24 protein-coding genes and 1 tRNA gene are annotated in these 18,375 nt (G+C 62.2%); 14 read left to right on the top strand and 11 right to left on the bottom strand.

What is annotated here, in order from left to right:
• Nucleotides 1-15 precede the first annotated feature (15 nt).
• From Amn_RS26000 to Amn_RS25990, 3 genes are read right to left on the bottom strand one after another with little or no spacing between them, the layout of a single operon-like run.
• The gene (locus tag Amn_RS26000) at nucleotides 16-756 is read right to left on the bottom strand and encodes an ABC transporter permease (RefSeq protein WP_286293757.1); all 741 of its coding nucleotides are present in this window, start codon (nucleotides 754-756) and stop codon (nucleotides 16-18) included.
• 1 nt (nucleotide 757) lies between these two features.
• The gene (locus Amn_RS25995; RefSeq protein ID WP_286293755.1) at nucleotides 758-1,534 is read right to left on the bottom strand and encodes an ABC transporter ATP-binding protein; all 777 of its coding nucleotides are present in this window, start codon (nucleotides 1,532-1,534) and stop codon (nucleotides 758-760) included.
• Nucleotides 1,534-2,499, bottom strand: coding sequence for an ABC transporter substrate-binding protein (locus tag Amn_RS25990; protein ID WP_286293753.1), 966 nt, complete (start codon nucleotides 2,497-2,499; stop codon nucleotides 1,534-1,536). Before Amn_RS25990 ends, Amn_RS25995 begins: the two co-directional genes overlap by 1 nt.
• Nucleotides 2,500-2,551: 52 nt before the next feature.
• On the opposite strand from Amn_RS25990, the gene Amn_RS25985 reads away from it, so the two are divergent.
• The 5 genes from Amn_RS25985 to Amn_RS25965 all read left to right on the top strand — a co-directional run bounded on the left by Amn_RS25985 (nucleotide 2,552) and on the right by Amn_RS25965 (nucleotide 6,141).
• Entirely contained in the window at nucleotides 2,552-2,824 is a 273-nt protein-coding gene (locus Amn_RS25985) for a hypothetical protein (RefSeq protein WP_286293750.1), read from the top strand.
• A gap of 162 nt (nucleotides 2,825-2,986) precedes the next feature.
• Complete coding sequence (locus Amn_RS25980) at nucleotides 2,987-3,169, top strand: hypothetical protein (protein WP_286293748.1); 183 nt, start codon at nucleotides 2,987-2,989, stop codon at nucleotides 3,167-3,169.
• A 157-nt stretch (nucleotides 3,170-3,326) separates the two neighbouring features.
• Entirely contained in the window at nucleotides 3,327-3,764 is a 438-nt protein-coding gene (locus Amn_RS25975; RefSeq protein WP_286293746.1) for a DUF3489 domain-containing protein, read from the top strand.
• A gap of 5 nt (nucleotides 3,765-3,769) precedes the next feature.
• Complete coding sequence (locus tag Amn_RS25970) at nucleotides 3,770-4,267, top strand: DUF2924 domain-containing protein (protein WP_286293745.1); 498 nt, start codon at nucleotides 3,770-3,772, stop codon at nucleotides 4,265-4,267.
• A 20-nt stretch (nucleotides 4,268-4,287) separates the two neighbouring features.
• Nucleotides 4,288-6,141 (top strand): recombinase family protein, encoded by a 1,854-nt coding sequence (locus Amn_RS25965; RefSeq protein ID WP_286293742.1) that lies wholly within the window; start codon nucleotides 4,288-4,290, stop codon nucleotides 6,139-6,141.
• Between the two features lie 321 nt (nucleotides 6,142-6,462).
• Here Amn_RS25965 and Amn_RS25960 read toward each other — a convergent pair.
• A tRNA-Ala gene (locus Amn_RS25960) sits at nucleotides 6,463-6,538 on the bottom strand.
• Between the two features lie 176 nt (nucleotides 6,539-6,714).
• Between Amn_RS25960 and Amn_RS25955 the strand changes: the two genes are divergently transcribed.
• The 3 genes from Amn_RS25955 to Amn_RS25945 all read left to right on the top strand — a co-directional run bounded on the left by Amn_RS25955 (nucleotide 6,715) and on the right by Amn_RS25945 (nucleotide 8,033).
• Nucleotides 6,715-7,005, top strand: a complete 291-nt coding sequence (locus Amn_RS25955) for a YggT family protein (RefSeq protein ID WP_067966013.1) — start codon at nucleotides 6,715-6,717, stop codon at nucleotides 7,003-7,005.
• A gap of 9 nt (nucleotides 7,006-7,014) precedes the next feature.
• The gene (locus Amn_RS25950) at nucleotides 7,015-7,329 is read left to right on the top strand and encodes a DUF167 family protein (protein ID WP_067956468.1); all 315 of its coding nucleotides are present in this window, start codon (nucleotides 7,015-7,017) and stop codon (nucleotides 7,327-7,329) included.
• A 95-nt stretch (nucleotides 7,330-7,424) separates the two neighbouring features.
• Nucleotides 7,425-8,033 carry a hypothetical protein gene (locus Amn_RS25945; RefSeq protein WP_067956470.1) on the top strand — a complete coding sequence of 203 codons (609 nt, stop codon included), beginning with the start codon at nucleotides 7,425-7,427 and terminating at the stop codon, nucleotides 8,031-8,033.
• Nucleotides 8,034-8,090: 57 nt separating this feature from the next.
• On the opposite strand, the gene ppa is transcribed toward Amn_RS25945, so the two are convergent.
• From ppa to Amn_RS25920, 5 genes are all read right to left on the bottom strand, one after another.
• A complete protein-coding gene (gene ppa / locus Amn_RS25940; protein ID WP_067956472.1) occupies nucleotides 8,091-8,627 on the bottom strand; it encodes an inorganic diphosphatase in 537 nt (178 codons plus the stop codon).
• A 104-nt stretch (nucleotides 8,628-8,731) separates the two neighbouring features.
• Complete coding sequence (locus Amn_RS25935; protein ID WP_067956474.1) at nucleotides 8,732-9,238, bottom strand: GNAT family N-acetyltransferase; 507 nt, start codon at nucleotides 9,236-9,238, stop codon at nucleotides 8,732-8,734.
• Nucleotides 9,239-9,367: 129 nt separating this feature from the next.
• Nucleotides 9,368-10,006 carry a TPM domain-containing protein gene (locus Amn_RS25930; protein ID WP_067956476.1) on the bottom strand — a complete coding sequence of 213 codons (639 nt, stop codon included), beginning with the start codon at nucleotides 10,004-10,006 and terminating at the stop codon, nucleotides 9,368-9,370.
• Between the two features lie 6 nt (nucleotides 10,007-10,012).
• Nucleotides 10,013-10,873, bottom strand: a complete 861-nt coding sequence (locus tag Amn_RS25925) for a TPM domain-containing protein (RefSeq protein ID WP_067956478.1) — start codon at nucleotides 10,871-10,873, stop codon at nucleotides 10,013-10,015.
• A 180-nt stretch (nucleotides 10,874-11,053) separates the two neighbouring features.
• Nucleotides 11,054-11,689: a LemA family protein gene (locus Amn_RS25920; protein WP_067956480.1), complete on the bottom strand. Its 636-nt coding sequence runs from the start codon at nucleotides 11,687-11,689 to the stop codon at nucleotides 11,054-11,056.
• Nucleotides 11,690-11,790: 101 nt separating this feature from the next.
• Between Amn_RS25920 and Amn_RS25915 the strand changes: the two genes are divergently transcribed.
• Genes Amn_RS25915 through Amn_RS25895 form a run of 5 tightly spaced genes read left to right on the top strand, consistent with a single transcriptional unit; the run spans nucleotide 11,791 to nucleotide 14,371 of the window.
• Complete coding sequence (locus Amn_RS25915) at nucleotides 11,791-12,048, top strand: hypothetical protein (RefSeq protein WP_067956482.1); 258 nt, start codon at nucleotides 11,791-11,793, stop codon at nucleotides 12,046-12,048.
• A 2-nt stretch (nucleotides 12,049-12,050) separates the two neighbouring features.
• Nucleotides 12,051-12,272: a hypothetical protein gene (locus Amn_RS25910; protein ID WP_154386225.1), complete on the top strand. Its 222-nt coding sequence runs from the start codon at nucleotides 12,051-12,053 to the stop codon at nucleotides 12,270-12,272.
• Entirely contained in the window at nucleotides 12,272-13,174 is a 903-nt protein-coding gene (gene pdxY / locus Amn_RS25905; protein ID WP_067956485.1) for a pyridoxal kinase PdxY, read from the top strand. Before Amn_RS25910 ends, pdxY begins: the two co-directional genes overlap by 1 nt.
• Nucleotides 13,171-13,923, top strand: a complete 753-nt coding sequence (locus tag Amn_RS25900) for a DUF429 domain-containing protein (protein ID WP_067956488.1) — start codon at nucleotides 13,171-13,173, stop codon at nucleotides 13,921-13,923. Before pdxY ends, Amn_RS25900 begins: the two co-directional genes overlap by 4 nt.
• Nucleotides 13,924-13,966: 43 nt before the next feature.
• Complete coding sequence (locus tag Amn_RS25895; RefSeq protein WP_067956490.1) at nucleotides 13,967-14,371, top strand: nuclear transport factor 2-like protein; 405 nt, start codon at nucleotides 13,967-13,969, stop codon at nucleotides 14,369-14,371.
• A gap of 80 nt (nucleotides 14,372-14,451) precedes the next feature.
• On the opposite strand, the gene Amn_RS25890 is transcribed toward Amn_RS25895, so the two are convergent.
• Nucleotides 14,452-15,708 carry a multidrug effflux MFS transporter gene (locus Amn_RS25890; protein WP_067956491.1) on the bottom strand — a complete coding sequence of 419 codons (1,257 nt, stop codon included), beginning with the start codon at nucleotides 15,706-15,708 and terminating at the stop codon, nucleotides 14,452-14,454.
• Nucleotides 15,705-16,181, bottom strand: a complete 477-nt coding sequence (locus Amn_RS25885) for a MarR family winged helix-turn-helix transcriptional regulator (protein ID WP_067956493.1) — start codon at nucleotides 16,179-16,181, stop codon at nucleotides 15,705-15,707. The genes Amn_RS25890 and Amn_RS25885 overlap by 4 nt, the downstream gene beginning before the upstream one ends.
• A gap of 130 nt (nucleotides 16,182-16,311) precedes the next feature.
• Between Amn_RS25885 and Amn_RS25880 the strand changes: the two genes are divergently transcribed.
• Nucleotides 16,312-18,366 carry a M3 family metallopeptidase gene (locus Amn_RS25880; protein ID WP_154386224.1) on the top strand — a complete coding sequence of 685 codons (2,055 nt, stop codon included), beginning with the start codon at nucleotides 16,312-16,314 and terminating at the stop codon, nucleotides 18,364-18,366.
• Nucleotides 18,367-18,375: the final 9 nt, after the last annotated feature.

The raw sequence follows: 18,375 nt of genomic DNA, 5'->3' as shown, positions 1-18,375 counted from the left end.
TGTGTGGTGCGCCGTTCAGCTGGTGCGCCAGCGAACGATGATTGTCTCGGCAACGACCACGATCGTGAACATCGAAAGCGCCAGTAGCGAAGACGTCGCGATCGCCGCATAAAGAAGCTCGGTGCGGTAATCGAAGGTGGTCTGGATGATCAACACGCCGAGACCGAGTTCCGCGCCGATCCACTCAGCCACAATCGCGCCGATGACGCTGGCTGTCGCCGATATACGCAGCGCCGCAAACAGGAATGGGACGGACCTGGGCAGCCTCAGTTTGAAGAACACCTCTCTGCGCGAGGCCGACATGACCCGCATCAGTTCGAGTTCCGACGCCGAGACGGCCTCAAAGCCGCGGATCATGTTCACCAGCATCGGGAAGAAGCACACGATGGCCGACACCATGATCTTGGAGGTGATACCGAGACCGAAGATCAAGATCAGCACCGGCGCGAGCGCGATGATCGGGATGGTGTTGAAGAATACCGCGACCGGCAGGTAGATTTCCCGCACCCGGTTCCAGTGCACAAAAACGGTCGCAAGGCAGATCGCGGCGAAATTTCCGATCAGGAAGCCGCCAATGGCTGCCTCCATCGTCGGCACCAGGTTCTTAAACAGCACGTCGAAACTGGTGCCGAATGCCTTTGCCACGCCAAGCGGCCCGGGGGAGATGTAGTTCGGGACGTTGAAGACCCAGACCGCGAACGCCCAGGCGATTACCAACGACGACAGTCCGAGGATGGGGCGAAGGATGGTCATCATGTCAGGCCATCCCTTCCGCTGTCTCGAGGTGTCGTCGCAGGTTTGAGGTAATGTCGAAGAACTTGCTTGAGCTGCGGTCCATCGCGCCCACCGGCTTCTCGCCCTGGAGGTCGATAACACTCGACATCCGCCCCGGATGCGCGGCCATGACGGCTACCGACTGGCCGAGGAACGCAGCTTCGGACAGGCTGTGCGTGACGAAGACGATGGTGGTTCCCGTCTCCTGCCAGATATTGAGCATCTCCTCGTTCAGGCGCTCGCGAGTGATTTCATCGAGCGCACCAAATGGTTCGTCCATGAGTAGTACATCGGGCCGCGTGACGAGTGCCCGAGCGATGGCGACGCGCTGGCGCTGGCCGCCTGAAAGTTGATGGGGCAGCGCCGATTCGCGGCCGCCAAGCCCTACCAACCGAACGAGTTCGTTTGGATCGCGATGCGGCCGGCCAACGGATTTCCAGTTGCCGACCTGAAGCGGCAGGCGGACATTGTCGATCACGCTTCGCCAAGGCAGGAGGGTGGCCTCCTGGAACACAAAGGATATTCGACGTGCCCGGCGCGCTTCGCACGGCTTTCCACCAAAAACCTGCACCTCGCCCTGGTCGGGCGCCTGGAGGTCGGCCATGACTCTCAGCAGTGTAGATTTTCCACATCCAGACGGCCCGATCAGCACACAGAACTGACCTTTCGGAATTTCGATCGCAACGTCGCTAAGGGCCCGGATTGGGCCGGAGGCGGTGGCGAAGGTGACGTCTACCCCCGATAGCCTGATTGCCGCCATCAGCCGAGCCTCGGTCGTGCGTCAGCGGTGGCGTCGAGGATCGCGTGTGATGAGACCTCGCTCAGTACCGGCCTGCGCACTTCGAAGGCCTTGCCCTTGTCGAAGGTGTCGATCTGCGTCTGCAATTTATTGTTATCGAACCAGCCCCAGCCATTGGCTTTGGTGTCCGGTCCGAAGGCAATGCTCATTACCGTGTCGACGGTCGCATGCTCGACAGTGCGATCGAGGTTTGGCAATGCGTCGCACATGATGTCGACCGCCTCCTTCCGATTCTCGAAAGCCCAGCCCCAGCCCTTGCTGCAGGCGCGGATGAATTTCGCCAGGCTCTCCTGCTCTGTGGCGAAGACCTCCGGCGTCGTCAGGTAGGCATTGGCATAGCCAAGGGCGCCTGCTGATTCAGCGGTCATGACCACCCGGTCCTCGCCCAGCACCGCCAGCGCAGTGGCGTTGGTGAGGAAGCCTGTCACAGCATCGGCCTGGCCGACCAGCAGCGCGGTCATGTCGGCGCCCTGCGTGATCGTCTTGACGCTGTTTGGATCAATGTTGTGCAGATTCATGATGATCTGCAGCGTCAGGCGGCCGTTGGGGTTCAGCGCGATCGTCTTGCCGACCAGGTCCTGTGGCGTTCGGATGGGCGAGCCGGGCTTCGAGAAGTAGGCGTAGGGCGTATACTGGTAGCCGCAAGCAAAGAGCATGACCGGACGGCCGGCGCCGTGCGCGAGAATGGTCTGTGAGCTGGTCATTTGCGCCAGCATCGCTTGGCCAGTCAGCAGCGGCGGCAGGGTTTGGGCGTTCGGTCCGCCGCCGCCCAGCGTAACGTCGAGGCCCTCCTCGGCGAAGTAGCCCTTAGCCTTGGCAACGATGTCGCCTATCTGGCCGTTGCCGAGCAGCCAGTCGTACTGCACCAGCATAGCCTTACCATCGGCGGCTTGCGCCGGCCGGAAGCTGACAAAGGCGCCTGCCATCGCCGAGCTTGCCACCGTCGTGGCCGAGGCACGGAGGAAATCACGGCGGTTCATGCTGCCGGATGGATCGGATGTTTGTCCCATTGTCACGATGTCGTTTCCCTTTGCCGCGCTGATGCGCTGTTGCTCTAAAGCCAACACCGACGCAGGGTTGACGCAACCAACCAGTTATCCGCAAACGAAGGACCCAGATCTTCGACGAAGCCAGTTTGTGCCTGCTTTGGCCGATTTTGCTTTGTGTTGTGCAATGGTCACCATAGCCGCATCAAGCGACCATCCTGTTGCCGCCGATTTCCGCTTAAGCAAGTTGAAATCACAAAGCTGACGGACAGCTTTCGGCCCCATTCCCGTCTGCGACCCGCTCATTGCGTCGGGAACGCTTCCGCGTCGGCACATCGACCACAAAACTCGCGATGAGAGCTCACCCCTCTGGACTTCCCTGTCACAGCAAGCATGTGTTGTGCCGACAGGACGGACGGAGACGCTGATGCCCGAGAACACGCTCAAAGAACAGTTGAATCCTGAAGTAAACGCCGGGCTGCGGGAGATCTTGTTTGAGATTGAATCTGAAATTCGCCGGCTTCAGGTAGTGGTTTCAAATCTGACAATTTTGACAACAGCACCGGACAGAGGCTGCCGAACGCGTGATGCACGGCAAATTAGAGCCTAACCAGAGCCGACAGGGGGAAAAGACCGGCTTGGGAGGTCGGTCTGCTCAAGCAATTTGAACCGATGTTCACCTCCTCGATATCTTTTGCCCGCCAGTGCGGGCTTCCGTCAGTACCGGCGCCGAATGGTTCGGTGTGGAGATCGACGGAGAAAAGATCATGACGACTTCCAAGAATTTTTCATTGAGTTCGGCTGTGCCTGACAATGCAATGACGAGCGCCCTTGGCGCGGTTGCCGACGACGGAGCTGGTGTTGCGGTTAATGCCAACTCAGGCAGCGCGGCGAATGCCAGGGAAAAGGCTCGCGACAAGTCTGGAAAGACGAAGCGGAAAGCGGCCGCAGATACCTCATCGAACCAAAAAACGAAGCTCCGGGCTGCGTCAGAGACCAAGGCCGATGTCGTGTTGAAGAAACTTCGGCTTGCCAAGGGTGCGACGCTCACTCAGCTCGCTGAGGCCACCGGCTGGCAACCGCACTCGGTACGTGGCTTCCTGTCCGGCACGGTGAGGAAGAAACTCGGCCTTAAGCTCGCGAGCGACATCGGCAAGGACGGGGTACGACGTTACCGGATTGATGACACAGCCGCGGAAGCCTGAACGAGATGAACAGGCAGGGTAAGCTGGAGCGGGAACTTGCAGCACTCGACACTATGTCACGGTCTGACCTGAGTGCTTGCTGGCAAAAGCAATATGGCTGTCCTCCTCCTGATGGTATGCGCCGCGACTTGCTGCTCAGATCGGCGGGTTGGCATCTCCAGGCCAAGCATCTCGGCGGCTACTCCGCCGAGACTCGCCGCCGGCTTAAGTCTGCCAAGACTGAGGTCAGCGAGGCCTTGGCAAGGCGCCGCAATCCGCCATCGACCGGGGCTGTCGCTAATGAAGGCGTGGATATCACCAGGAGAGCGGCCGATCCCAAATCGAAACGTCGCGAGGTGCGGCCAGGCGCTAGGTTGATCCGTGACTGGAACGGCAAAGCCTATGTCGTTGATGTCATCGAAGGAGGCTACGTGTTTGAGGCCAAGGTTTATCGGTCGCTGACCGCAATTGCCGGAAAGATCACCGGCGCCCACTGGTCTGGTCCGAGGTTCTTCGGACTATGAGAAACAGCCGTCCCCCATCCATGGCCGGCATCAGCAAGGGCGGCCATCCGACTTCTGGCCCCTGCTCGCCTGAAGGGCGAGTGCCACGGCCAGTCACTCGGCTGAGCTGTGCAGTCTACACCCGTAAGTCGACCGAGGATGGTCTCGACCAGGAGTTCAACTCGCTCGACGCACAGCGGGAAGCATGTGCTTCCTTCATTGCCTCGCAGGTCGGCCTTGGTTGGAAGCTGATCCCCGATCACTACGATGATGGTGGCATCTCTGGGGGAACAATGGAACGGCCAGCGCTCCTGCGTCTGCTTCAGGATATCAGGGATCGGAAGGTCGATGTTGTTGTCGTCTACAAGATCGATCGGCTGACCCGATCGCTGGCCGACTTTGCCAAGATCGTCGAGGTTTTCGACGGCAATGGTGTTTCCTTCGTCTCGGTGACCCAACAGTTCAACACCACGACGTCTATGGGACGGTTGACGTTGAACGTACTTCTCTCCTTCGCCCAATTCGAACGAGAAGTCACTGCTGAGCGCATCCGAGACAAGATCGCGGCATCCAAGCAGAAGGGTATCTGGATGGGCGGTACAGTCCCACTCGGATATCTGGTCGAAGACCGAAAGCTCCTTATCAATGAAGCAGAGGCGAGCTTCGTTCGGAGCCTCTTCAGTCGATACCTTGATGTCAGGTCGGTTCCCAAGCTTGCTCGGCAAGTCAGCCTGGAGGCGGCTGCATTCGCGCGAGGAATGTGCAGTGCTGAGGACGTAAATATGCCCTCAATCGGTCGCGATACGGAAAAGCTCGGCATTGCCGAAGGTTGTGCCCGCTATCATAGGCGGCCGATGACATCGGGCATGCTGTATAAATTGCTGTCTAACCCACTCTACATCGGCAAGGTGCGCCACAAGGGAAATGTCTATGATGGCGAGCATGAAGCCATCATTGATATCGAACTGTTTCAGGCGGTGCAGCGACAACTGGCTATCGGTGCCGCGGTTCCGAGGGGTTCAAATCCGAACGCTGACACCCATTTGCTGACGGGCATACTGTTCGATGACACCGGCGACCGGATGGCGCCCACGCACTCGCGGAGGCACGGCAAGCGCTATCGATACTATGTCTCGGGGCGCGTCAGGCGATCGGCTGACGCTGTTCCAGACAGCTGGCGGATTCCGGCAGAGGAGATCGAGCGAGTTGTCTGCAATCATGTGACGCAGATGTTGGCCGATCGCGCCTTGATTGCAGGGTGGATCCAGCAATATGCGTCTGTCGATCTGATCGAGACTGGGCTCGACAGGGCCGCCAGTCTGGGCGCGTCCTTGGCAGACCACTTACCCAGTGACCAACGTCGCGCGACCTTGCATCTGTTACTCCGCACGGTGACATTGATGCCTTCGGCCATTCGCTTTGAAGTCGATGCAAAACAGGCCGTGCGGGTGCTGGTTGCAGGAAACGAGTTGTTAGATGGCGATGATGATCGAAGCGCTGATCACGATGACGACCAGGTGGACCTGGTGCCGGAGACAGCAACGATTGAGGTGCCGATCAGCTTAAAGCGTCGAGGGGTGGGGATGCGCATCGTGGTAGACTCGCCTTACGCGCCGCCACCCGAACCCGATGCCGCCCTGGTGGATGTGATTGCTCGGGCGCATGTCTTTCTCGATCATCTGACCAACTCATCAGACATGAGCAGTGGCGGCATAGCAGCTGCCTTCGGAATTGATCGTGCCGATGTGGGACGTATTCTGCCACTGGCCTTTCTCAGCCCACCAATGCTCGACGCCATTTTCAATGGCAACCAACCCGCATCTCTTTCGGCTCGACGCCTCGCGCGTATGGAGCTACCGATGCTGTGGGCCGATCAGCAAGCCGCTCTCCAGTAATGCAAATCTAGCCGACGGCCGGATGTCTCGTTCGGCAGATGAACGCTTCGTGTGACCTGCGCGGCTCGTCTTGCAGTATGCGTTAACTCGACGGCTGATACCTGCCCATCTGACCAAGCATCGCTAGGATGGGCGCGCATCGGCTACGCAAACTTGTGGGCACGGGAAATGCTTCGAGAGACCGGAGGCCAAAACGGCCCCACGGATGCCGCCAAAGCACGTCTCTTCAGCGGATCGAGATCGCCGTATCCAAGCTAAGAGCCTGAAAATTAACAGCAAAAATGGGACTCAACGTGGGGACGGGACTTTGGGAAAATCCGCTGGTGGAGCTGAGGAGGATCGAACTCCTGACCTCGTCATTGCGAACGACGCGCTCTCCCAGCTGAGCTACAGCCCCGTCCAGCGGATGGCCGCATTTATTGGCGCTCGAAGCCGTCTGTCAAGCGAGCAGTTGACGTAGGGGCGAAATCACATTCCGGCAGGTGCGGCAGTCGCGGAACGCACGGTCTGTCAGGCGGGACTTGCCGCTCAGGCGTGCAATGGCTAAATGTCGGCAATTCATTGGAGATCGGCATGCTCGCCCTCATTCAGACCATCGTTCTGGCCCTCGACCTCTACTGGTGGATCATCATCGCCTCGGCGATCTTCTCCTGGCTCTATGCTTTCAACGTGGTCAACCCGCGCAACCAGGTGGTCGGCACCATCGGCAATATGCTGTTCCGGCTGACCGAGCCGGCGCTACGGCCGATCCGTCGCCTGATGCCAGACCTTGGCGGCATCGACATTTCGCCGATCGTGCTTCTGCTTGCGCTGTTCTTCGTCAGGCAGTTCATCCTCACCACGGTGGCTCCGCTCGTCATCTGACCTTTGGTGGTGGCCAGCTTCTTCAAGGAGCGTGATGACGGCGTCGAGCTTTATGTCAGGCTGACGCCGCGTTCCTCGAAGGATGCTGTCGAAGGTGTTGAGCAGGCGGCCGACGAACGCTGCCATCTCGCGGCGCGGGTGCGCGCCGTGCCAGAAAAAGGCAAGGCCAACGCAGCGCTTGAGAAGCTGCTCGCAGCCGAGTTGGGCATTCCGAGAAACTCCATAAAAGTGGTCGCCGGCGCAACCTCGCGACTGAAGACCATTCGCGTGGCAGGCAACACAGGCGAACTGGCCAAGCTCATGATGGAGCTCGCCAGGCGCTGAGCCCGCGCTCTGGATAACGTGGCTCGGGCGCGACATACTCCGGTTGCATGCGCGCAGGATGTTGCGGGCATCGCAGGTTCGGAGGGGAGCGCGGAATGCGGAAGCTTGTATTTGCCTTGGCCCTTGCCATGCCGTTGCACCAGGCCGTGGCGGAAGAGATCTCGAGCGCCTATGTCGAGACCAACACCGAGGCGGACTGCGTGCTCTTCGACAAGGCCGGCGCAGATGACGGCGACTATGCCAACATGGTTTGTCCGGGATATCGCGGCTATCCGGTGCTGATGTTTTCAGCCGATCTCAGGGAATCGGTGTTCTACGGTTTCCCGCCCGCCGATTTCGTCGACATCCCGTGGCAGAGCTTCGAGACGTTCAACAGAAGTGCCGGCAAGGCCGAGTGGCGCATTTCGAGCCATGACGGCAAGGTGGTCCCGTTCGCCACCATCCGCCGCTGGTACGTCCAGGCGGAACCTGCCGAGGGCGACAAGGAAATCGAGGTGCTGGTGGTGGCGAAGGTCGGGCAGCCGGGCAAGGCCGATGGCTGCGTCGTTGGGCTGGTGTTGGCGACCGGTGAACCCAAGGCCAATGAGCTGGCGCGCAAGATCGCCGACGAACAGGCTCGCGATTTTGCCTGCGGCTCGGACGAGAGGGTGCTCGTCGGCGATCCGATGCCGGTGTTCTATTCTGAAGGCAAGACAAAGAATTGAGGCGCGGCCGGCACTGCCGAACCGCGCCCGGTATTCACTGACCTTGAAACAGAAGCCTCAGGCCTTCAGCGCCTTGGCGCGTTCGATCGCCTCGACGATCATCTTCTTGGCGTAGGCCGCATCGTGCCAGCCGCCGATCTTGACCCACTTGCCGGGCTCGAGATCCTTGTAATGGCCGAAGAAGTGCTCGATCTGCTGCAGCGTGATCTCGGGCAGGTCGGTGTGGTTGAAGACGTTCTCGTAGCGGCGGGTCAGCTTGGGCGACGGAACGGCGATAACCTTTTCGTCCTGGCCGGCATTGTCTTCCATGACCAGCACGCCGATCGGGCGCACGTTGATGACGCAGCCGGGAATGAGCTGGCGGGTGTTGCAGACCAGCACGTCGATCGGGTCGCCGTCGCCGGAAAGGGTGTGCGGCACGAAGCCGTAGTTACCCGGATAGTGCATCGGGGTGTAGAGGAAGCGGTCGACGACGAGCGTGCCGGCTTCCTTGTCCATCTCGTACTTGATCGGCTGGCCGCCGACAGGCACTTCGACGATCACGTTGACGTCTTCAGGCGGATTCTTGCCGATCGAAATCGCATCGATGCGCATGGGGAAGCTCCAGAATTAAAGGTGCCTCCCGATAAACGCCTTGGGCCGCGTGTGCAATGCAATATTGATGTCAGGAGACTGCGACGAAAGGCTTGCTTTCCGGATCACTCCCAGACGAAAGCGACCTTCTTCAGCGCCTTGTGGTCGAAAACCTCGACGCCCTCGGCGATGTCGCGGCCGCCGGCACCGGAATAGAAGGCGAGCGCGTTGTCGTTCTCCTCGAGCGCCCAGACCACCATGCCCTTGAGGCCGTGGTCGGCGAGGCGCTGGCGGGCGGCGGCGAAAAGGCGGCTGCCGAGGCCGATGCCCTGGCATTCGGGGCGGAGGTAGAGTTCGTAGATCTCGCCCTGCTGCTTGAGTTCACGGGCGCGGTTGCGGCCGAGCGTGGCATAACCGGCAATCTTGCCGCCGATCTCGATCACCAGAACGGTTGCGGCGCGGCGGATGGCGTTGGCCCACCATTCGCCGCCGCGGCGGTTGATCATGGTGGTCAGCGCACGATGCGGGATGATGCCTGAATAGGCGCCGCGCCAGGCCTCGTGATGCACCTCGGCGATGGCATCCGCGTCGCGGGGCTCGGCTTTCCTGATGTCGATCGTCAGCGTGTTCATAGTTTCTTAACCATAAACCGCGCCGCGACAGTTGCAAAGAGTCCGCACGCAGCCGGAATGGCGTTTCATATGATCCGGATCGAGGATCAGGTGCAGGTGTGTCCAAATGGACTCACCAGGGCTATGCGGTCAGATCTCGACGAGGTGGTCGTCGAGTTCGTTGACGTCGGCTGAGGACACCGGGAAATGCCGGGCTAGCAGGGTGCCGACCGTGGCGATGGCCGCAACGAAACCGTCGGCGAGACGGTTGGCACGCGCTTCCGCGGTGAGGTCGCGGACGATGCCGTCCCAGGCATCCTGCGGAACCTTGGCGTGGATGCCGGCGTCGGCGACGACCTCGACATAACGTTCGGCCAGCGACACGAAGATCAGCACGCCGGTGCGTGCGGTGGTGAGATGCACGTTGCGGGCAAAGAACTGCCTGAGCGCGTTGGCGTGGGCGGCGCGGTAGAGCAGGCCGCGCGGGATGAGCCGGATGCGCAGGCCAGGCAGCCACCACAACAGCGCGCAGGCAGCCGCCGCCGCCAGCAGCTGAACGATGACGAAATGCGGCAGCCGGACGGCGACCCACCAGTGTTCGAGCGCGAAGGCGGCGGCGAGGCTGACCAGCAGGATGCCCGTGATGACGGCGAAGGCCGCGGCAAAGAAGTAGCCATCGCTGCGGTGGGCGACGACGCAGTAGATCTCGCCCGAGGTCTGGGCTTCGGCGGCGCGGATGGCCGCGGCGATGCGTCCGTGATCGCTGGGGGGGAGCGTGGTCTGGGTCATGTCGTTCTACCAGCTCCCCGATGAACCGCCGCCGCCGGAGGACCCGCCCCCGCCGGAAAATCCGCCGCCACCGCCGCCCGACGACCAGCCTCCGCCGCCGCTACCCGAGGACCAGCCGCCGCCTGATGACGACGAGCCGGAGCGCTGGTTGTAATTGAAGGTCATGCCGAGCCACTCGTAGCGGCCGGGTCCGAGCCTGCGGCCATACATGCGCGGCAGGATGGCCATGGCCATGCCGCCAAAGAAAAGAGTCGCCCAAAGCGCTATGAAGACGAAAAAGATGATGTCGTCTTCGCTCCAGCCGGCAACGCCGGTCTGCTCATTGCGCTTGGCGCGTGCCTCGAGTTCGGCGCCATCGCCCTCGACGACCATGACGATGTCGTCGACCGCCTTGGAAATGCCGCCCGAAAAATCGCCGGCGCGGAAGGCCGGCACCATGGTGTTCTCGATGATCAGCTTGGTGTGCAGGTCGGTGAGCACACCTTCCAGGCCGTAACCCACTTCGATGCGCATGCGCCGGTCGTTGGGCGCCACGATCAGCAGCACGCCATTGTCCTCGCCGGCCTGGCCGAGCTTCCAGGCGCGGAACAGGCGGTTGGCATAGGGCTCGATCTCCTCGCCGTCGAGGCTGGGGATGGTGGCGACGACGATCTGGTCGGAGGATTTCTGCTCGAAGGCCGCGAGTTTCTGGACCAGCTCGGCTTCGGTGGCGGCGTCGATGATGCCGGCGTCGTCGACGACACGGCCGGTGAGGATGGGCAGTTCGGCGGCGAGGACGGGAGCCGCAAACAACAGCAGAAGCAATGCGAGAAGGGCAGGGACGTGCTTGTGCACCCGCCTCTGGCCTGCCGGCCATCTTCCCAGCAAGGGGGGAGATTGGCAGCGTCGGCCGGCATGCTGGACGTTCGATATGTGCAATGAGCGCAGCCTGCGCGGCCAGCTGATCTCCCCCCTTGTGGGGGAGATGGCCGGCAGGCCAGAGGGGGGGGTGCAGGCGCCTGCGCTCAAGGTCATTTCCGCCACTTCATTGGGCGCGTGACGCCGTCATTACCCGCCCTGGCCGGTGCCGAAATTCACCTTGGGCGCCTCGAGCTTATCTTCGGCGACGGTGAAGTTCTGGAACGGCTGGTTGCGGAACCAGAGCGTGTTCCAGATCATGGCGGGGAAGGTCTTGAGCGAGGTGTTGTAGATGCGAACGGTCTCGATGTAGTCGCGGCGGGCGACGGCGATGCGGTTTTCGGTGCCTTCGAGCTGGGCCTGCAAAGCGAGGAAGTTCTGGTTGGCCTTGAGGTCGGGGTAGTTCTCGACAACCGCGAGCAGGCGTGACAGCGCGCTGGTCAGGCCGGCCTGGTTGTCCTGGAAAGCCTTGAAGGCGTTGGGGTCGGTCAGCGTTTCCGGCGTCACCGTCACCTGGGTTGCCTTGGCGCGGGCCTCGACGACGCCTTCGAGCGTGTCCTTCTCATGCGAGGCATAACCCTTCACCGTCTCGACCAGGTTGGGGATGAGGTCGGCGCGGCGCTGGTACTGGTTCAGCACTTCGCTCCATGCCGCCTTCGCCTGCTCTTCCTGGGTCGGGATGGTGTTGTAGCCACAGGCCGACAGCAACGGCATGACGATCGCCAGAACAACGAAAGCCGGAAGCAGACGGAAAGCAGGAAGTGCCGGCGAAGCTTGCATGCGCATCTGTTTGTCCTCGACAAAGCAACTGATCCGACAGCATTATCACAAACGCGCCCGGAGAAAACCGGCGTTCGATTTGGCGATGATGCCAGGAGTTTTTGACGATGGCGTCACCGAGAGACAGCGACGGCGAGAAGGAATCGCGCCGCATTCTCGACCGCATAGCACGCGAGAGCGACCCTGGCGGCGCGTCGTTCGTGGCGCGCAAGGCCAGCGAAATGCGCAATCATCTCGGCGCCGCCGACGTCGACAAGGCCGATCCGATCGAGCACATCGGCACGCGCATCGGCCGCATCCTCGGTTTTCTCCTGACCATCGGCCTCGTTCTGTGGCTGATCAATTATCTGGTTCGAGGCGGATAGTGGTGACAGGCAGTGAGGATGAGGGGCCGGCGCAATCTCGCCGCATCCTCAAACGGCTGTCGCGTGAGAGCGACCATGGCGGACGTTCGTTTGTCGCACGCCACAGATATGCTGCGAAAGAAGAAGGCGAGACGCCCAATGGCCTCTACATGCTGCTGGGTGCTGTGTTGGCTATCGCGCTTTTCTTCTGGTTGTTGTCTTACATTGCACTGGTGAAAATCTGATGAGCACTGAACAGTCCGGAGCGCCACGCGCGGTCATCGTCGTGTCGAGCCATGTCGCGCGCGGGTCGGTGGGCAACCGCGCGGCGGTGTTTGCGCTGGAGACGCTCGGCCACCCGGTCTGGGCCGTACCGACGGTGATCTTGCCGTGGCATCCCGGCCATGGCCGCGCGACGCGCATCGTGCCGCCGACAGAACAATTCGCCGCCTTCATGGCCGATCTTGAACGGGCGCCATGGCTCGGCGAAGTCGCTGCGGTGCTGTCGGGTTATCTCGGCGAGCCAGGCCAGGTGGAAGCTGTGGCCTCGCTGGTCGAAACGGTGAAGGTGAGAAATCCGAAGGCGCTCTATGTTTGCGATCCCGTCATCGGCGACAAGGGTGGGCTCTATGTCGCCGAGACGCTGGCCGCGGGCATTCGCGACAGGTTGCTGCCCTTGGCCGATATCGCCACGCCCAATCGCTATGAGCTCGAATGGCTGGCGGGTGCCAAGGCCGACGACATGCGTTCGACAATGGCGACTGCCCTCGGGCTCGGGCCGGCAACGATGCTGGTCACCTCGGCGCCGGCGATGATGGCCAACGGCACGGGCAATTTGCTGGTCACCCAGACGCAGGCGCTGCTGGCCGAGCACCGCACGGTCGAGCGCCCGCCGAACGGGCTCGGCGACCTGAGTGCTGCCGTCTTTCTGGCGCGACTGCTGGCCGGGCACACGCCATCCAAGGCGCTGCAGTCGACCACGGCCGCCGTCTACGAGATCCTGGCGCGCACGTCGAAGCGCGGCGGCGACGAGCTGCAGCTCGAAACCGATGCGCAAAGCCTGTCGCATCCGATGGCGATGGTCGAGCTGCGCACGCTCATCCATCCCTCGCGGAGCCGGAAACCCGGCCAGGATTCTGGGGCGTGACGGTTGCCGGCGTCGACGGCTGCAAGGCCGGATGGGTCGCGGTGATCCGCGACGACGCCGGAACGAGAGCTCAGGTGTTCGGCAGCTTCGACGCGCTGTTGGCGGCAATTCCAGACGATGCGGTGGTGGCGGTCGACATGCCGATCGGCCTGCCTGACTTCACCACCAAGGGTGGTCGTGGTCCCGAGATGCTGGTGCGGCCTTTGCTCGGTCAGCGGCAATCGAGCGTGTTTTCGATCCCGTCGCGCGCGGCAGTCCATGCCGAGGCGGCCGAGTTCACCGACCTCGAGGCCTGGTACGCCGCGCATCGCCGGTCGAGCGAGGTCGCTATGAGGACCTCTGAGCCGCCACGCGGCGTCTCGATCCAGGCCTTCGGCATATTTTCCAAGATACGGGAGATCGACGCGCTGATGATCTCGAGGCCGGAGCTGCGTGAGCGCGTGATCGAATCCCATCCCGAAGTGGCGTTCTGGCGGCTGAATGGCGGGCAGGCGATGAGACTGCCGAAGAAGATCAAGGGTCGCGTCAATCCCGACGGCATGGCGGAGCGGAAAACGCTTCTGGCGCGCGTCGGCCATGGCCGCGGCTTTCTCGACCAGCCTGCGCCGCGCGGTGCGGCTGCTGACGACTTCCTCGATGCCTGCGCGATGATGCTGATCGCCGAGCGGCACCGTCGCGGCGAGACCATGAGCTTTCCGTCGCCGCCCGGGCGCGATATCAATGGCATTCCGGTCGCGATCTGGGTTTAATGCTCTCGTCCGACAATTCTCCTGTCCGACAGGGAGGCGTGCGATGTTGCCCGTTCGTACGATTGCAGCAGTCCTGGCGCTGCTGGTGGCTGCCGGCGCCGTGGCGCAGGAGAGCATCGTCGACCGTTGGTATCAGGCGCTGCTCAAGGCGGATGGTCCGACCTTGTCGCAACTGTTGGCCGACAATGCGACGATACGGCTCGACGATATTGGCGTGACCCAGAGCAAGGCGGAGTTCATCGCCTCGATGGATGAATGGCAGGTTGCCGTGAAAGGCGCCAAGATCCGCCACAAGATCGAAGCGGAAATGGGCGAAACGACCGTGGTGCGTACCTGCTACGACTTCCCCAACAATGACATGACGACGCGCGAGACATTTACCGCCAGGAACGGCCTCATCGTCGCCAACACGCAGATGACGATCGGCGAGAATTGCGACGGCTTCTAGGGCGTTTCCGCTTTTCGTCGGTTGCGGAAGCTCTCTGTCTCCATGTCCTGCGCAATTCCGGACGGAAAACTGCTGCTGCTCTAGCCCTGCTTCAGCCGTGCCATCAGCGACGGCTCCGGCAGACGGCGCCAGATCAGCCATGACAGGATGGCAAGGAGGCCCATGATCGGGATCACGGTGGCGAGCGCATTGACCGGGTCACCCATCAATGCCGCCGCTGCACCGCCAACCATTCCCGCGCCCATCTGGAAGAAGCCCATCATGGCGGATGCCGCCCCGGCATTTTCGGGGAAGGGCGCCATCGCCGCCGTCATCATCGCCGGCGAGATCATGGCGATGCCGAAGGCGTAGATGCCGACCGGAACCATGACCAGCAGGAAGCTGGGTTCATAGGTCCTGAGCAGGATGGCCATGGCGATCGATCCGATGGCAACGAAAACCAGGCCGACGGGCACCATCCTTGCTGCGCCGAAACGCTTCATGAAGATGCGCATGACGATCGCGCCGGCCATGAAATTGGCGGTCTGCATCAGCATGCCGACGCCGAACTGGGTGGGCGTGAGGCCGACACGCTCCATCAGAATGAAGGCCAGCACGGTCGCTTGGGTGTAGATCGCGCCGGTCGTGCCGGCGATGACCAGGCAGCAGAGCACGAAATAGGGGCTGCGGAAGAGCGAGCCGTAGGAGGCAACGAGGGCTTTCGGCCTGATGCGGCTGAGGTCGCGCGTCACCGTTTCGCGCAGGGCAAAGATCGCCACCAGCATGACGACGACGCCGAGCAGCACCATCACCACGAAGATGGCATGCCAGCCGAACAACTCCATGGTCAGGCCGCCGAGGGTTGGCGCGATGGCCGGGCCGAGGGCCAAAAGGATGCCGATCATGTTCATGATGCGGGCGGAGCGTTCGTGGGTGAAGACGTCGCGAACGACGGCACGCGCCACCGAAACACCGACGGCGGCGCCGACGCCCTGCAGGAAGCGCGCGACGACGAGCGTTTCGATGTTCGGCGCCATCAGCGCCAGAACGCTTGCGGCAAGATAGATCGCCATGAAGGCGAGCGTGATCGGGCGGCGGCCAAAACCGTCGGAGAGCGGGCCACAGACGAGCTGGGCAAAGGCAAAACCGCCGAAATAGAGCGACAGCGTCATCTTGACTGCAGCTTCGGTGGTGCCGAAGGCCTGGACGATCTCGGGCATGGCCGGCGTGAACAGCGCCAGCGAGATCGGGCCGATGGCAACCATCAGGCCGCCGATCAGCGACACCCGGCGCTCGCTCATGATCGGTGCGGTTTCCACAAGGTCCAGCGCCTGGCTGATATCGGTGCGCATGTTCATGCCGCCGTGTCCTCGCCCGATAGCGCTTCGGTGCGCGTGGCGAGCAGGTTGGTGCGGGCTGCCCGCAGTGAAACGAGAAGGCGCTGCCAGTCGTCCGGATCGATGCCAAGCGCTGCCTCGCTTCGGATCGCGGCGGCGATCGGCTCGATCTGCCTGACGACGGTGGACCCGGCTTCGGTGAGGGTGACCAGCTTGGCACGGCGATCGGCCGGATCGGGCTGGCGCTCGACGAAACCCTTGGCTTCTAGCCGGTCGACAAGACCGCTCAGGGTCATCGCTTCGACACCCAGCCGCTCGGCCAATGCCGTCTGCCTGATCGGACCGGTGCGGCTGACATTGAGCAGCGCCCGGCCCTCGCCGGTGGTCAGGCCGAGGCCGGCTTCAGTGGTGCGGCGGTCCATCTCGGCGCGGATGATGCGCGAGAGATCGTTGACGATGAAGCCGAAAGTGTCGGTTTCCGGACTGGCAGGCATTTTAGTAAGTAATCCTTATTATATGGGTTACTTAGTTTACGTGAGGCGACGAGTCAATGCGGTTGCGCAGTTACCGGTCCGGCCCTACATCGAGGCTGTCCGAACCGAATGCCAATCGAGGAAGCCATTCATGTCCGCCAGCCAGAACATCGATCTCGCGCGTCATCCGCTGACCCATTGGACCGGGCCGCTCGGCCTGCCGGATTTCACCAGGATCGAGGACAGCGATTTCGGGCCGGTGTTTGATGCAGCGCTTGCCGCGCACGCCGCCGAGATCGATGCGATTGCCGCCAATGCGGAACAAGCGACGGTCGCCAACACGCTTGAAGCAATGGAGCTCGCAGGTGATGCGCTCGACCGCGTGTCCTCGATCTTCTGGTGCCGCGCCGGTGCCCACACCAATGACGCGATCCAGGCGATGGAGCGTGAGATCTCGCCGAAGATGGCTCGCCATTTCTCGGCGATCTCGATGAACGAGAAGCTGTTTGCACGCATAGACGATCTCTACTCCCGCCGCGCTTCGCTCGGCCTAGACCCTGAGACGCTGAGGGTGCTGGAAAAAACCTGGAAAGGCTTCGTCCGTTCGGGTGCCAAGCTCGACCCGGTGGGCAAGAAGCGGCTTGCCGCTATCCAGGAAGAGCTTGCCTCGCTTGGCGCCAAGTTCGGCCAGAACGTTCTGGCCGACGAGAGGGAATGGGTGCTGTTTCTCGACGAAGGCGATCTCGACGGCCTGCCGGAATTTGTCCGTGGTGCGATGGGCCAGGCTGCCGAGGCGCGCGGCGAGACGGGTAAGTACGCCGTCACCTTGTCACGCTCGATCTATGAGCCGTTCACGACGTTCTCCGAGCGGCGTGACCTGCGCGAAAAGGCATTCAAGGCCTTTGCGGGACGCGGCGAAACAGGTGGCGAGACCGACAATGCCAGCATTGTGCGCGATACGCTCAGCCTGCGCGCCGAAAAGGCCAGGCTGCTCGGCTATGACAGCTATGCGGCGCTGAAGCTCGACGACACCATGGCAAAGACCCCCAAGGCGGTGATGGAGCTGCTCGAGCCGGTGTGGAACAAGGCGCGCGAGAAGGCCGCCGCCGACGAGACCGAACTGCAGCGCCTTGCAGCGGCCGCCGGCAGCAACGACAAGCTCGCCGCCTGGGACTGGCGCTTCTATCAGGAGAAGCTGCGGGCGGAGAAATACGCCTTCGACGAGGCCGAGCTGAAGCCCTACCTCCAGCTCGAGAACGTCATCAAGGCCTGCTTCGATGTCGCGACGCGGTTGTTCGGCATCACCTTCAAGGAAGTGCCCGATGTTGCCGCCTGGCATCCCGATGCCAGGGTGTTCGAGGTGTTCAACGCCGACGGCAGCACGCGCGGGCTCTTCCTCGCCGACTATTTTGCCCGCCAGTCGAAGCGTTCGGGTGCCTGGATGAGTGCGCTGCAGTCAGGCTACAGGCTGGGCAAGGGCTCGACGCCGATCATCTACAACATCATGAACTCCGCCAAGCCGAAGGCCGGCGAGCCGGCGCTGCTGTCGCTCGACGAGGCCAAGACGCTGTTCCATGAATTTGGCCACGCTTTGCATGGCATGCTGACCGATGTCACCTGGCCGTCAGTGGCGGGCACCTCGGTCAGCCGCGACTTCGTCGAATTGCCGTCGCAACTCTACGAACACTGGCTGACGGTGCCGGCGGTGCTGGAAAAGCATGCGCTGCACTACAAGACCGGCAAGCCGATGCCCAAGGCTCTGCTCGACAAGATGCTGGCTGCCAAGACTTTCGGCGCCGGCTTTGCCACCGTCGAGTTCGCTTCGTCGGCGCTTGTCGACATGGCCTATCATGCCCGGCCGGACGCACCGACGGAGCCCGCCGCCTTCGAAGCCGAGACACTGGAAAAGCTCGGCATGCCGGATGCGATCGTCATGCGTCACCGTACGCCGCATTTCCTGCATGTGTTCTCGGGCGAGGGCTATTCGGCCGGCTACTACTCCTACATGTGGTCGGAAGTGCTCGACGCCGACGCCTTCGCCGCCTTCGAGGAAACCGGCGACGCCTTCAATCCCGGCATGGCCGAGAAGCTGCGCAAGCACATCTATGCGGCAGGCGGTTCGGCCGATCCGGAAGAACTCTACAAGGCCTTCCGCGGCAAGTTGCCGTCGCCGGAGGCGATGATGGAAAAGCGCGGCCTCGTCTAGGCCGCGGAC

Origin of the sequence: Aminobacter sp. Y103A, from assembly GCF_030294925.1 — a bacterium.
Classification (GTDB): Bacteria; Pseudomonadota; Alphaproteobacteria; order Rhizobiales; family Rhizobiaceae; genus Aminobacter; species Aminobacter ciceronei.
This window is presented reverse-complemented; position numbering and strand designations above follow the sequence as displayed.